This is a genomic window from Frateuria sp. (assembly GCF_035695185.1).
Lineage (GTDB): Bacteria > Pseudomonadota > Gammaproteobacteria > Xanthomonadales > Rhodanobacteraceae > Frateuria_A.
In genome coordinates this window covers 13,355-26,963 of sequence record NZ_DASSES010000111.1, presented here as the reverse complement: position 1 = coordinate 26,963, position 13,609 = coordinate 13,355, and the positions used below count along the sequence as shown (strand labels likewise).

The 13,609-nt window shown below is 71.3% G+C and carries 14 protein-coding genes and 1 pseudogene; 8 read left to right on the top strand and 7 right to left on the bottom strand.

Going from position 1 to position 13,609, the window contains the following annotated elements; all coding sequences use genetic code 11:
• The 6 genes and pseudogenes from VFH59_RS09215 to VFH59_RS09190 form a co-directional block, all read left to right on the top strand.
• A pseudogene (locus VFH59_RS09215) lies at positions 1-511 on the top strand (hypothetical protein); the annotation flags it as partial.
• Positions 512-576: 65 nt separating this feature from the next.
• Complete coding sequence (locus tag VFH59_RS09210) at positions 577-1,689, top strand: sensor histidine kinase (RefSeq protein WP_325164591.1); 1,113 nt, start codon at positions 577-579, stop codon at positions 1,687-1,689.
• Complete coding sequence (locus tag VFH59_RS09205) at positions 1,686-2,438, top strand: LytR/AlgR family response regulator transcription factor (protein WP_325164590.1); 753 nt, start codon at positions 1,686-1,688, stop codon at positions 2,436-2,438. Before VFH59_RS09210 ends, VFH59_RS09205 begins: the two co-directional genes overlap by 4 nt.
• Positions 2,439-2,688: 250 nt before the next feature.
• Positions 2,689-3,639, top strand: coding sequence for a hypothetical protein (locus tag VFH59_RS09200; protein ID WP_325164589.1), 951 nt, complete (start codon positions 2,689-2,691; stop codon positions 3,637-3,639).
• A gap of 18 nt (positions 3,640-3,657) precedes the next feature.
• The gene (locus tag VFH59_RS09195) at positions 3,658-4,650 is read left to right on the top strand and encodes a hypothetical protein (RefSeq protein ID WP_325164588.1); all 993 of its coding nucleotides are present in this window, start codon (positions 3,658-3,660) and stop codon (positions 4,648-4,650) included.
• Positions 4,647-5,447 carry a hypothetical protein gene (locus VFH59_RS09190; RefSeq protein WP_325164587.1) on the top strand — a complete coding sequence of 267 codons (801 nt, stop codon included), beginning with the start codon at positions 4,647-4,649 and terminating at the stop codon, positions 5,445-5,447. Before VFH59_RS09195 ends, VFH59_RS09190 begins: the two co-directional genes overlap by 4 nt.
• A 914-nt stretch (positions 5,448-6,361) precedes the next feature.
• On the opposite strand, the gene VFH59_RS09185 is transcribed toward VFH59_RS09190, so the two are convergent.
• From VFH59_RS09185 to VFH59_RS09155, 7 genes are all read right to left on the bottom strand, one after another.
• Positions 6,362-7,501: an AI-2E family transporter gene (locus VFH59_RS09185; RefSeq protein ID WP_325164586.1), complete on the bottom strand. Its 1,140-nt coding sequence runs from the start codon at positions 7,499-7,501 to the stop codon at positions 6,362-6,364.
• On the bottom strand, positions 7,498-7,794 hold the full coding sequence (locus tag VFH59_RS09180; RefSeq protein WP_325164585.1) for a hypothetical protein: 297 nt from the start codon (positions 7,792-7,794) through the stop codon (positions 7,498-7,500). The genes VFH59_RS09185 and VFH59_RS09180 overlap by 4 nt, the downstream gene beginning before the upstream one ends.
• Positions 7,791-8,240, bottom strand: a complete 450-nt coding sequence (locus VFH59_RS09175; protein ID WP_325164584.1) for an ABC transporter ATP-binding protein — start codon at positions 8,238-8,240, stop codon at positions 7,791-7,793. Before VFH59_RS09175 ends, VFH59_RS09180 begins: the two co-directional genes overlap by 4 nt.
• A 23-nt stretch (positions 8,241-8,263) precedes the next feature.
• Positions 8,264-8,635 carry a DUF883 family protein gene (locus VFH59_RS09170; RefSeq protein WP_325164593.1) on the bottom strand — a complete coding sequence of 124 codons (372 nt, stop codon included), beginning with the start codon at positions 8,633-8,635 and terminating at the stop codon, positions 8,264-8,266.
• 108 nt (positions 8,636-8,743) lie between these two features.
• The gene (locus tag VFH59_RS09165; protein WP_091335435.1) at positions 8,744-8,899 is read right to left on the bottom strand and encodes a DUF1328 domain-containing protein; all 156 of its coding nucleotides are present in this window, start codon (positions 8,897-8,899) and stop codon (positions 8,744-8,746) included.
• Positions 8,900-9,026: 127 nt separating this feature from the next.
• Positions 9,027-9,647, bottom strand: a complete 621-nt coding sequence (locus VFH59_RS09160; RefSeq protein ID WP_325164583.1) for a YbhB/YbcL family Raf kinase inhibitor-like protein — start codon at positions 9,645-9,647, stop codon at positions 9,027-9,029.
• 61 nt (positions 9,648-9,708) lie between these two features.
• Positions 9,709-10,797: a PQQ-dependent sugar dehydrogenase gene (locus tag VFH59_RS09155; protein ID WP_325164581.1), complete on the bottom strand. Its 1,089-nt coding sequence runs from the start codon at positions 10,795-10,797 to the stop codon at positions 9,709-9,711.
• A gap of 103 nt (positions 10,798-10,900) precedes the next feature.
• On the opposite strand from VFH59_RS09155, the gene VFH59_RS09150 reads away from it, so the two are divergent.
• Positions 10,901-12,373 (top strand): AAA family ATPase, encoded by a 1,473-nt coding sequence (locus VFH59_RS09150; protein WP_325164580.1) that lies wholly within the window; start codon positions 10,901-10,903, stop codon positions 12,371-12,373.
• A 325-nt stretch (positions 12,374-12,698) separates the two neighbouring features.
• Positions 12,699-13,595, top strand: a complete 897-nt coding sequence (locus VFH59_RS09145; RefSeq protein WP_325164578.1) for a manganese catalase family protein — start codon at positions 12,699-12,701, stop codon at positions 13,593-13,595.
• The last annotated feature ends 14 nt before the right edge of the window (positions 13,596-13,609 follow it).

Genomic DNA, 13,609 nt, shown 5'->3' with positions numbered 1-13,609 from the left:
GCCCGGTCGCGGTGGCACCCTGTGGCGGGTGGCACGCACCGCGCACGGCTGGGGCGCACCGCAGCGGCTGCCCGACATGGTCAACGCCGGCACGTCGGTGTACGCGCCCGCGGTGGCGGCGGACGGCAGCGTGTATTTCATGCAGCCGGACCCGCAGACCCGCCACTTCCGGCTCTATCTCAGCCGGTTCGCCGATCACCGCTATCAGGCGCCGCGCGCGCTGCCCTTCAGCACCGGGCGGCTGGCCGACTACGACCCGGCGGTCGCGCCGGACCAGTCCTTCATCGTGTTCAGCTCCGACCGGCCGCCTTCGACCGATACGAGCAGTGCGATCTTCATCGCCTTCGCCCGCGCCGGCGGCGGCTGGAGCACGCCGGTGCCGCTGGGGCCGTCGGGCACCGAGTCGCGGCTGAGCCCGGACCGGACCACGCTGTACTACAGCGGCGCCGACAAGCGTATCCATCGTTTCGCCCTCGCCGACTGGCTCGATCGCCACCCGCACAGGCCATGAGGCACCTTCCGCAGGCCGGTGGCAGGCGGCACACTCGCAGGCCTGGTCCTGGCGGGAGTGCCGCGATGGAAGCCGTCCATGAACACGCGGGACCCGCCGCTGTCTCCGCTGCGCCATGGCAACGCCCTGCGCTGGCGTTCGCCGGCTGGACGCTGCTGGCGCTGTCCTATGCGCTGAGCGGCGGCCTGTCCTCGATCAGCGAAGGCTACCCGCCGGCATGGGGACGCGCGCTGGCGTGGAACCTGGCCAACTTCTGGCTGTGGATGGCGCTGGTGCCGCTGGTGGGCTGGCTGGGCCGCCGCGGCGCCGGCGCGGGCTGGCGGCGCTTCGTCGCCGTGCACGTGCCGGCCAGCCTGGGCGTGGCGCTGGCGCAGCTGCTGGTGCACCTGGTCGTGTTCTGGTTGCTGTGCGGTCCCGGCCGCATGCCGGTGCACACGCTCGGCCAGTACGTGCGCATGGAATTCGCCTACAGCTACCACCTGGCCGTGCTCACCTACTGGATCGTGCTGGTGGTGCTGCTCGGCATGGATTCGCGCCGTCGCCTGCGCGACGAGCGCCTGCGCAGCGCGCAGCTGGAAGGCCAGCTCGCGCAGTCGCAGCTGCAGGCGCTGCGCATGCAGCTGCAGCCGCATTTCCTGTTCAACACCTTGAACGCCATTTCCGCGCTGGCGCTGGCCAACCCGATCCAGGCGCGGCTGATGATCGCGCGGCTGAGCGACCTGCTGCGCCTGACGCTGGAGGAATACCACGCGGTCGAAGTGCCGCTGTCGCGCGAGATCGAGTTCCTGCGCTGCTACCTGGCGATCCAGCAGGTGCGGTTCCAGGATCGCCTGAGCACGCAGCTGGACGTGGACGCCGACACCCTGCACGCCGCCGTGCCGAGCATGATCCTGCAACCGCTGGTGGAGAACGCGCTGCGTCACGGGCTGCTCGCCAAGGCCGAACCCGGCCGCCTGCACGTGGCCAGCCGCCGCGACGGCGATGCGCTGCACCTGCGCGTGGACGACGACGGCCTGGGGCTGCCGGCGGGCGGGCCGGCCGAAGGGCTGGGCCTGGGCAACACGCGCGCGCGCCTGCGCGTGCTGTTCGGCGCCTCGGCCAGCCTGGCCCTGGAAAGCAAGGCCGATGGCGGCACGCGGGTGGAACTGCGCCTGCCCTTCCGCGAGCACGTGGCATGAACGGCCCACCGATCCGCACGCTGCTGGTCGACGACGAGGTGCTGGCGCGGCTCGCGCTGCGCCAGGCGCTGGCGGCGCACGCGGACTTCGAGGTCGTGGGCGAGTGCGGGCATGCCGCCGAGGCGCTGCAGGCAGTCGAGGCGCTCTCGCCGGACCTGATGTTCCTGGACATCCGCATGCCCGGCATGGACGGCTTCAAGCTGTTGCACCAGCTCGCGCCCGACACGCTACCGATGGTGGTGTTCGCCACCGCTTACGGCCAGCACGCATTGCGTGCGTTCGACGCGCACGCGCTCGACTACGTGCTCAAGCCGATCGACCAGGCCCGCTTCGACCAGGCGCTCGCGCGGGTGCGCGAGCACTGGCACGGCCTGCGCGCCCGCGCGCGGGGGCCGGCGTTGCCCCCGGCGACGCAGCCGCTGCAGCGGATCAGCGTGCGCGTGGACGAGCACATCCGGGTCATCGCCACCGAGGCCATCGACTGGATCGAAGCGGACGGCAACTACGTGCACATCCACGTCGGCAAGCAGGCCTACCTGCACCGCGAGACACTGGCGCACCTGCTCGCCACGCTCGATCCGGCGCGCTTCCTGCGCATCCACCGCGGCACGCTGGTGAACGTGGAGCGCATCCGCGAGGTGCACCCCTTGTTCAAGGGCAGCGCCGAGGTGGTGCTGCACGACGGCACCCGGCTGGACCTCAGCCGACGCTTCCGCGCGCATGCGTGGCGGGCGCTGGGGATGAGCTGAGGGCAAGCCCCGCTCACCCCGAGCGCAGCGGAGCGGCATCGAGGGACCCCGCCGCAGCCGGGACATCGTCCCTGGAGTCCGCCCCCTGCGGCCTGCGCTCGGGACGAACGGTGTCGCGAGCGTTTCACCCCCTCCCCCGGGCTCGTCGCAGGTGCCGCCCGGCCCGCGGTCGCGACCGCTCGTCACAAATCCAAGGCCCCGCGCGCGCCCGGCGCGCGAGGCTGACGGCCTTTTCCGCAAGGACGGCCGCATGACCCGATACCGCATCGCCCTGGCCCTGACGCTCGCGCTCGCCGGTGCCGCCCGCGCGGCGGACACCGCGCAACCGGAGATCTTCGCACCCGGCACGATCTCCGGCCCGGCGGGCGTGGACTGCCTGACCTTCGCGCCCGATGGCGCCACCGTCTACTTCGACCAGCAGGCCGGTCGCAGCGGCTTCATCATGGAGGCGCACCGCACCGCCACCGGCTGGTCGACCCCGCGGATCGCGTCCTTCTCCGGCCAGTGGCTCGACCACGACCCGGCGATGGCGCCGGACGGTACGTTCCTGGTGTTCACCTCGAACCGGCCCGACCGCGCCGGCGGCGCGCCGCTGCACGGCGGCCACCTGTGGCGGGTCGACCGCCACGGCGCGGGCTGGGGCGCGCCGGTGCGCCTGCCCGATACGGTCAACGACGGCCCGGCCATCTACGCACCCAGCGTGGCGGCCAACGGCGACGTCATCTACCAGCGGCGCGACGAGCCCGAACACGAGTTCCACCTCTATCGGACCGCCTGGCGCGACGGTCGCTACCAGCCGCCGCAGCGGCTGGCGCTGGGCGATCGGCGCGCGCACGAGCTCGATCCGGCGATCGCGCCGGACGGCTCGTTCCTGGTGTTCGACGCCAACTACGCCGGCAAGGACCTGCCCGACCATCTGTACATCGCCTTCCGCGACGGCGAGGGCTGGAGCCCCCCGCTCGACCTCGGCGAGGCGGTGGACCGCTACGATCCGTGGGGCTCGCACCTCGGTCCCGACGGCAAGACGCTGTACTTCACCAGCAACCACACGTCGCCGGCGGGCTACCCGCGCACGCCGGCGCAGGCCCGCGCGGACCTCGCGCGCATGCGTGCGTGGGACAACGGCAACAACCACATCTGGCGCCTCTCGCTGGCGCCGTGGCTGGCCGCGCACCGCGCACACCGACAGTCCGCCGGCTGATCCACGCAAGGAGCCTCCATGTCCGCTCGAAAGCTCATCGCCCTTGCCGCCTGCGTCGCGGCGGTGTCGGCCCTGCCGTGGATGGTGCGCGCGGCGCCCGCCGCCGCACTGCTCGGCCCCGGTGTGATCTCCACCGGCCTGCAGGAGACTACCGCGGCGTTCGCGCCGGACGGCGACACCGTCTATTTCCTGCGCTCGGATTTGTCCGAGAAGGACGACACCATCGTCTACGCACAGCGCCGCGACGGCCGCTGGTCCACGCCGCAGGTGGCCACGTTCTCCGGCCGCTGGCACGACTCCGAACCGACCTTCTCGCCGGACGGCCGACGGCTGTACTTCGTGTCCAACCGTCCGCTGCGACCAGGCGGCGCCCCGCTGGTGGCCGAGGTGGCCGGCCACCGGTTCGCCGGCACCAACCTCTGGTACGTCGAGCGCCAGGCCGACGGCCGCTGGAGCGCGCCGGTGCACGTCGAGGGCGCGCTCAACGACGGCGCGCAGATCTACAACCCATCGGTGGCCGCCAACGGCGACATCTACTTCTCCGCGCACCGCGTCGACTCCGGCAAGGCCTACCAGATCTACGTGGCGAGGCGCACCGCGCACGGCTATGCCGCGCCCGAGCGCGTCGCGCTGGGCGATCTTGCGCACAACCGCATGGACCCGGCCATCGATCCACGGCAACGCTTCCTGCTGTTCGCCGGCGACGAGGGCGATGCGCTGGGCCGTGCCGACATCTACATCGCCTTCCGCCAGCCCGACGGCCGCTGGGGCAGGCCCGAGCACCTGGGCGGCGAGGTCAACAGCGAGGCGCTGGAGAACGCGCCCACGCTGGGCCGCCGGTTCGGCGAACTGTACGTCTCGAGCAACCGGCAGCCGGCCGTGGCTTTCCCGAAGCCGCGCGATGACGCCCGCTCGCTGCAGCAGCGCCTGTCAGGACCGCTCAACGGCTCGCGCAACCTCTGGCGCGTGGACATCGCCGGCGTGCTGCGTGCGCACGGGATCGCGCCGTGAACCACGCTGGCCCCATCCACCGGACCCGCTTCCTGCCGGCGTTGCTGGCGCTCCTGGCGCTGCCCGCCACGGGCGGCGCCACCACGCCCACCGCCGCGGCGCTGACGCCGGCGCTGCGTGCCGGCGACAGCTTCGGCAACGTGTTCTCGCGCACCATCGCTATCCAGGTGCCCGGTTTCGACGAGGCCGTGCGCCGCATCAGCGGCACCGCCACCTATCGGGTGATCGACCTCGCCGCGCACCCGCCGCAGCTGCGCATCGACTACCACTACGACGGGCGGCCGGCCGGCGGCGGCGCGGTGGCCTTGCCCGACGGCGGCGCGACCAGCTGCTTCGACGGCAAGTGCGTGCCCAACACCGACGCCAGCGGACTGGCCTACAACCCGCGGCTGTGGGGGCGGCCGCCGGCCACCCTGCGGGTGGGCCAGCGCTGGACGGTGGCGATCGACGCGCCGTGGGAGCTCGGCCCGGCCGGCCGGCAGACGGTGACCGTGCTGGCCGTCGATCCGGCCAGCCATACCGTGTCGCTGGAACGCGAGGGCAGCGGCAACGGACCCTGGCTGGGCGATGCGCCACAACTGACGCTGACCCGCGGCGACCGCTCCTATGTGGTGACACGGCAGGCCGGGCGCGCGCACTGGCTCGGGCGCGCCACTTTCCGCGACGGTATCTTGATCAGCGATGAGTTGATGAGCGTACGGCCGGTCGTGCTCAGCTCGACGCAGCTTGGCCGCATCGAAGGCGTCGAGCGCCAGTACATCCTGCTCAACGCCACTCCCCGCGAGGCCGCGCGCTGATGCCTGCCGCCGTCACCGCCCGCGCCGCCGGCATCTGCCTGGCCGCCGCATTGCTCTTCGCCGCCGCCGCGCAGGCCGGGACGCCGGCTGGCGCCACGCCGCGGCCGGTCACGCTGGGCGGCATCCTGCATGCCGACAGCGACGACACGCTGGCCTTCACCCCGGACGGCGCCACCGTGTTCTTCGATCGCAGCGAAGGCACGCACAAGACCATCCTGGTGTCGCATCGCGTCGGCGGCCATTGGACGGCGCCGCGGGTCGCGGGGTTTTCCGGCCACTGGTTCGACCAGGATCCGCTGGTGGCGCCGGACGGCAGCTACCTGCTGTTCGATTCCGATCGACCGGTACGGCCGGGCGGGCAGCCGCTGGTGCAGGACTACTTCGCCGGCGGCCGCGCGCCCGGCTCCAACCTCTGGCGGGTCGATCGCCGGGGCGACGGCTGGGGCGAACCGGTCTGGCTCGGGCCGGTGATCAATGACGACGCATTCATCGACTTCGCCAGCCTGGCTGCCGACGGTACGCTCTATTTCATGCGCTTCGATCCGAAGGCCCGGGTCATGCACACCTGGCGCTCGCGCTACCGCGGGGGCCGCTACGTCGCGCCCGAGCGGGCCGGCCTGGGCGATCCGCAGGTCTCGACGCACGACCCGGCCGTGGCGCCGGACGAATCGTTCATCGTGTTCGACTACGGCAAGGTCGAGGGCGGCCTCGGCCGCCTCTGCCTGGCCTTCCGCGAAGGCGGCCGCTGGAGCCGCCCGATCGACCTGGGCGAGGCGATCAACCGTGACCGGCCCTGGGGCGCCCACCTCGCGCCCGACGGGCACACGGTCTACGTCACCGGCCAATCGGGCATCCGTCGCTTCTCGCTGCAGCCGTGGCTGCAGCGGCACGGCACCGGACCGGGTGATGCCGGCTCAGCGCTGCACCATCACCGCGAACCAGCCCCAGCCGCGCACGCGTTCGGTGATCAGCTTGGCGCTGGTGAGCATCGGCACCGCCAGCAGCGCACCGGGGATGCCCCACAGCCAGCCCCACACCAGCAGCCAGATCAGGATCGCGATGGGTGATAAACGCATCCGGTGGCCCTGGATCATCGGCGTGATCAGGTTGCCCTCGATCGCAGTCATGCCGGCGAAGGTCAGCGCCGGCAGCAGCGCGGTGCCGAGGTCGTGCGAGTGGATCATGCCGACCAACCCCAGCACGATCGTGGTGGTGATCGCGCCGACGTAGGGAATGAAGTTGGCGGTCATCGCCACCGCGCCCCACAGCAGCGGATCGGGCATGTGGTACAGCCACAGCATCAGCGTAGTCAGTGCGCCGAGACTGGCGTTGATCAGCAGCGCGGTGAGCAGGTAGCGCGACACCTCGATCTGGATGCTGCGCACGATCTCCACCGCGTGCCGCTTGTACGCGAACCCGGGCGAGATCTCGACCAGCCGTCGCAGCAGCGAATCGCCGTAGACCAGGAAGAAGAACACCAGCAGCACCACGGTCAGCACCGCGGCCAGCACCTTGGGTGCGGTCGACACCACGTCCCAGGCGGAGATCGCCATGGTCGACGGTTGCGACGGCGCCGCGCGCAGCGGGCCGCCGACCAGCGACTGGGTGGCGCGGTTGGCCGCCTCCAGCGGCTTGGTGACGCTGCGCAGCTTGGGCACGAAGCTGCGGATCGCCGCCGGTGCGCCGTGGAACCAGCCCAGCGCCGGCTGCGCCAGCGCGCCGACGCCCGCGCCCAGGCCGGTCAGCAGGGCGAGCACCAGCACGCTGGCGGTGAACCAGCGCGGCAGCCGGTGGCGCGCCCCGGACGCCACGATCGGATTGAGTGCCAGCCCGATGAACGCGGCCAGCACCAGGGGAATCAGCAGTACGCGGGCGACCGTGACGGTGTACAGCAGCGCGAGCACCAGCAGCGCGTTGAGTACCACCCGCACCGCCAGCAGGTGCCGGCGCAGGCTGCGCGCGAAGCGCAGCTGCGGCGAGCCGGCGACCGGCGACCGCACACTCGCCGCCGCGTCGACCGCAGCCGGCGCGGTCGTCGGGTCGGGGCCGTTCATGCGTCCTCGGCGGCGCTCTGCGCGGCGGTGTGCGCGGCCAGGAAGCTGGCGCCGATGGTGGTGGCCTCGCTCATCAGCGTCCCGATCAGATGGCCCATGCCGGGCAGGTGCAGCGGCTTGGCGTCGGAACGCCCGAGCAGGAAGCCGCCCGCGGCGGCGGCACCCAGGACCACGAACGGATGCCGCTCGCCCCGCGCCAGCAGTGCCGAGGCCGGCAGCGCCACCGCATGGCGCGCCTCGCGCATCCGCCGCTGCGCGTCGCGTACCCGCGCGTGCTCGCCGAACATGCTCATGCCGCGTCCTCCCGTTCCAGCCGGCGGGCCCGTGCCCGCGTTTCGCGCATCATCGCACCCCACTCGGTGCGCGTGGCAGGAAGGCTCATCCAGTGCATGCAGCGCCTGAAAAACAGGATGGCCGCCAGCATGAACACCAGTTGCAGCACGGCCAGGGCGACCAGCGCCCAGACCCAGGAGGCGAACCACTTGGCCAGCAGCACGCCGACCAGCGCCAGCAGGGTCAGCCCGAGGCCCACGCCGGCCACGGTCGCGGCCAGCCCCGCCAGCAGCATCCATGAGAGCGCGCTGCGCGCCAGCCCGACCTCGGCCGAGAGCAGCTCCAGCTGCGCGCCGAACAGCTCCTTGATGGCGCGGCCCAGCCCGGCCAGTTCGGCAAGCACGCCGGACGGCGGCGCCGCCGGGGCGGCGCCGTCGTCGGTGGTCACATGTTCGGCCTCTGGCATCCCTGGCACTCGTCGGCGTCGGGTCAGCGGCGCAGGATCCGGCCCAGCAGCCAGCCGGCGCCCACGGCGATGGCAATCGACTGCATCGGCTTCTCGCGCACGTAGTCGCGCGCCTGCGCCATCCAGGCGTCGGCCTTGTCCATGGTGTCGTCACGCAGCTGGCGGCCACGCTCGCTCAGGTCCGCGGCCTTGTCGCTGGCACGGTGGGCGGCATCGGCGGTCCGGTCGGTCGCGTGATGGACGCCCGCCTCGACCCGGTCGGCGGTGGCGTTGACCGCCTGCTTGGTCCGGGTCACGGCCTCGGTAGTGGCCTGCTTGACGCGTTCGGCGCCCTGGTCGATACGCGAATGCGCCTTCGCGGTGTCCAGCGGCTCGGTCGCGTGCGGGTCGGCCATGGCCGGGTTGGGCGCCGCGGGATTCAGGCCGGGGTCGCGCGGGGTGGAGGAGCTCTGGATCGGATTGGTCATGGCGTTCTCCCGGTGGATGGTGACGGCTCCGCCGCCTCAGCTGGCGCGACGGAAGAAGGCGATGATCGCCAGAATCAGGAAGATGACGAACAGGATCTTCGCGATGCCCGCGGCCGCGCCGGCGATGCCGCCGAAACCGAGAATGGCGGCAATGATGGCGATGACCAGAAAGACGATGGCGTAATGCAGCATGACGGCTTCCTCATGGGTGAGAGACGATCCCCTTTCGCGGGGCCGGCCTGGCGGGCCCGACGCAGGCCATTCATCCACAGGGGCTGCCATCTGCATGTGAAGAGGCGCGTGCCAGTGCGCCCTCCATTCACTTCGCGTCCGGGTTGATCGCGTAGGTACCGGTCAGCGTGGCGGTGGCCAGCACGTGGCCGTCCATCGCCTGGCGCAGCTGGTCGAGCCCGAAGCCGGGCGCAAGGCCGAGGCTGGGAACGTCCAGCGCGTGCAGTTCGAAGCGGTAGCGATGCACGCGCGCATCGTTCCAGGGCGGGCACGGGCCGTCGTAGCCGAGGAAGGTCCCGGCCATGTCCGGATCGGAGGCAAACCAGCCGCTGTAGTCGTTCTCGCCCTGATGGCTGCCGGGCGGGCCGGCCGGCGCGCGCTTGCCGTGCGGCGTGACACCGTCGCAGCACGCGCCGTTGCCGAGCTCCCCGCACTCGGCTGGGATGTCGGCCATCAGCCAGTGCACAAAGTCGGTGCGCGGCAGCTCGCGGCTGACCGTGCGGCCTTCCTGGTTGACGTCGTCGCCGCGGCTGGGCGCGTCGCCATCGATGCAGGTCAGCACGAACGACCGCGTACCCGGTGGCGCATCGCGCCAGGCCAGGTGCGGATTGCGGTTGTCGGACAAGGCGATCGGGTCGCCCGGCTTGCCGAACGCGCACTCGCGCGGGATCGGCTGGCCGTCCTGGAAATCGTTGCTGCGAAGTTGCATGGGTTTCTCCTTCGGCGTCCAAGGGTGGCGCCCCTCCCTGGCCGGGAGCGGGCGCAAGGCGTCAGCGCCCGTAGGTCACGCGATACACCGCCCCGGCCGTGTCATCGCTCACCAGCAGGCTGCCGTCAGGCAAGGGTTGCACGTCCACCGGACGGCCCCACGCCTGCTCGTTCTGCTCGAACCCGGTGATGAAGGGCTCGTAGGACGCGACCTTGCCGCCGTCCAGCCGCACGGCCATGACGCGGTAGCCGGACTTCTTCGTGCGGTTCCACGAGCCGTGTTCGGCGACGAAGATGGCGCCGTGGTAGCGCGCGGGAAACTGCTTGCCGGTGTAGAAGCGCAGGCCCAGCGAGGCCACGTGCGCGCCCAGCTTGAGCACCGGCGGCGCGTAGTCCCTGCAGGTATGGCCCTTGCCGAATTCCGGGTCGACGATGTCGCCCTGGTGGCAGTACGGATAGCCGAAATGCTGGCCGACGTGGTCGAGGCGATCGAGCTCGTCGCTGGGCACGTCGTCGCCGAGCAGGTCACGGCCGTTGTCGGTGAACCACAACTTGCCGGTGGACGGCTGCCAGTCGAAGCCGACCGTGTTGCGGATCCCGTAGGCGACGTCGGTGAGGCCGGTGCCGTCCGGATTCATGCGGGTCAGCTTGGCGTAGGCCTTGTCCCTGTCGCACAGATTGCACGGCGCGCCGATCGGCACGTACAGCTTGTCGTCCGGGCCGAAGGCGATGAACTTCCAGCCGTGGTGCGTCTCGGTCGGGAACTTGCCGTAGACCAGTTCGGGCTTGGGCGGGTCGTCCAGGTGGTCCTCGATGTCGCGCAGCACCAGGATGCGGCTGACCGCCGACACGTACAGGTCGCCCTGGTGGAAGGCGACGCCGACCGGCAGCTGCAGGCCGCTGGCGACCACGCGCACCTTCTCCGCGCGGCCATCGTGGTCGGCATCGGTCAGTGCATAGACCTTGCCGGCGTCCATCGAGCCGACGAACACGGTGCCCTTCGCGCCCAGGGCCAGCTCGCGCGCCTGCGGCACCTGATCGGAGTAGACGGCGATGTGGAAGCCCCTGGGCAGGATCAGCCTGTCCACTGACGGCGCGGCCCAGGCGGGCGCGGCGGACAATGCGAGCAGCAGGACGAACGGCAGTCGCATGACGGCTCTCCTTGCGGCGGAACCGCCAGCGTAGCGCCGGAGCCGTGAAGCCGGGAAGGACGAGGCCGCTGCTGCTACCGTACGCGCATCACGAGGGGGATGCATGAGCGAACTGGACGACCTGGCCACCCTGGTCCGCGCGGCCACGCCGTTGCTGGTGATCGAGACCGTCGACGAACAGCGGGTGATCGAGTGCTTCCGCCACGTCATCGCCCGGTCGCTGCGACCGCTGTGGCGCTGGACGCTGACCGAGGGCCTGGGCCGGCTGGACTTCGCGCAGCCGGGCGACCCGGTGGCGCCGGACGCCGGCGCCACGCTCGATGCCATTCGCGCCGCCGCCGAGCGCGGCGTCTACCTGTTGTTCGATTTCCACCCGTTCCTGCGCTACGCCATGAGCCTGCGCCAGATGCGCGAAATCGTGCAGCGGCAGAGGAGCGCGGCACACACCCTGGTACTGGTCGGCGCGAAGATCGCATTGCCCGAGGAGCTCGAAGCCCTGGCCACGCGCGTGCCGCTGGCGCTGCCGGACCTGAAGGAACTGGCCGGCATCCTGCGCGGCGAGGCGGCCGCCTGGCAGCGTGAGCAGGGCCGCCGCCTGGAGGTCGACGGCGAGGCGGCGCGCACGCTGGTGCGCAACCTGGTCGGCCTGTCGGCGCCCGACGCCAGGCGCATCGTGCGCAAGCTGATCTACAACGATGGCGCGCTGGGTGCGGCCGACATCCCGGAGCTGATGCGTTCGAAGTTCGAACTGCTCAACCGTTCCGGGCTGCTGCACTACGAGTACGCCACCGCGAGTTTTGCCGACGTCGCCGGGGTGAGCCGGCTCAACGCCTGGATCACGCGCCGCCGAGCGGTGTTCCTGGATCCGCAGCCGGCGCTCGATCCGCCCAGAGGCGTACTGTTGCTGGGCGTACAGGGCTGCGGCAAGAGCCTGGCGGCCAAGGCCACCGCCGGCGGTTTCGGCGTACCGCTGGTGCGGCTGGACTTCGGCACGTTGTACGACAAGTACCAGGGCGAGACCGAAAAGAACCTGCGCGAGGCGCTGGCCAGCGTGGAATTGCTGGCGCCCTGCGTGCTGTGGATCGACGAGATCGAGAAGGGCCTGGCCGGCGGCGGTGGCGAGGACGGCGGCGTCTCGCGCCGCGTGCTCGGCTACCTGCTCACCTGGATGGCCGAACGCAAGGCCAAGGTGTTCGTCGTCGCCACCGCCAACGCGGTCGACCAGCTGCCGGCCGAGCTGCTGCGCAAGGGCCGCTTCGACGAGATCTTCTTCGTCGACCTGCCCTCCCGCGCGGCGCGCGCGGCGGTGTTCGCGCTGCACCTGGAACGCCGCAGGCTCGATCCGGCGGCGTTCGACCTGCCTGCCCTCGCCGCCGCCAGCGACGGTTTCTCCGGCGCGGAGATCGAACAGGCCATCGTCAGCGCGCTGTACGACACCGCCGGCAGTGGCGCGCCACCGGACCAGGCTGCGCTATGCCGCGCGCTGGAGCAGACCCGGCCGCTGTCGGTGCTGATGCGCGAGCCGGTGCAGGCGTTGCGCCAATGGGCGCGCGAACGCTGCGTCCCGGCGGACTGAGCGCACCCCAACGCCCCTCTTCCTTCCGGAGAGGGGGTTTGGGTGAGGGGCCGCTCCAGCGACATCGCGGCAACGGGCGCGGCTCGTGCGTACCCTCTGCGAGCCCCGGCCCCTCATCCCGGCCTTCTCCCGGAGAAGAGAGGGAGCAAAGCGGGCCCCTCGCTGCAAATGTTGCAGCCGCGAGCAAATCTTGCGGCCCCTGACGCGTGGGGCGCCCCGCAACCCGCGATGCAGCCCGGGGCACGGTTCTTGCGGCCCCGGGGAACCCTCGCGGCCGGTGCCCCTGCCGGTCGTCTCCCTTCCGCAGACGACACAAGGACCCATCATGTTCGCTCACAACAAACGCCTGCAGTACACGGTGCGGGTTGCCGAATGCAATCCCGCGCTGGCCAATCTCATGCTCGAGCAGTTCGGCGGCCCGCAAGGCGAACTCGCCGCGGCGATGCGCTACTTCACCCAGGCACTGGCCGAGGACGATGCCGGCCGCAAGGACATGCTGCTGGACATCGCCACCGAGGAACTCAGCCACCTGGAGGTGATCGGCACCATCGTCGGCATGCTCAACAAGGGCGCCAAGGGCAAGCTCGCCGAAGGCGTCGAGGAGCAGGCGCAGATGTTCCGCGAGCTGCAGGGTGCCGGCAACGATTCGCACGTCACCCAGGTGCTCTACGGTGGCGGTCCCGCCTTGACCAACTCCGGCGGCCAGCTCTGGAACGCCGGCTACATCGACTCGATCGGCGAGCCCACCGCGGACCTGCGCTCGAACATCGCTGCCGAGGCGCGCGCCAAGATCGTCTACGAGCGGCTGATCAACCTCACCGCCGACGCCGGCGTGCGCGAGGCGCTCGGCTTCCTGATGACCCGCGAGATCGCCCACCAGCAGTCGTTCGAGAAGGCGCTCTATGCGATCCAGCCGAACTTCCCGCCCGGCAAGCTGGCCGGCATGCCCGAGTTCGCCAACACCTACGTCAATACGTCGCAGGGCGAGGGTGACATGCGCGGGCCGTGGAACAGCGACGAGAACTTCCAGTTCGTCAGCGACCAGGAAAAGATGCTGGCGATGGGCGGCGGCAGCGGCCTGCCGGAAGTATCGATGAGCGACCAGCAGCGCGAGTTGCTGATGCAGATGGCCCAGCGCACCCGCTCCGACCCGTCGATCAATCCCGAGACCGGCGCCGAGCTGGGCCGCAGCGGAAGCCGGTCGCAAGGCACCCGCCACTAGCCTGAAAACCAGGG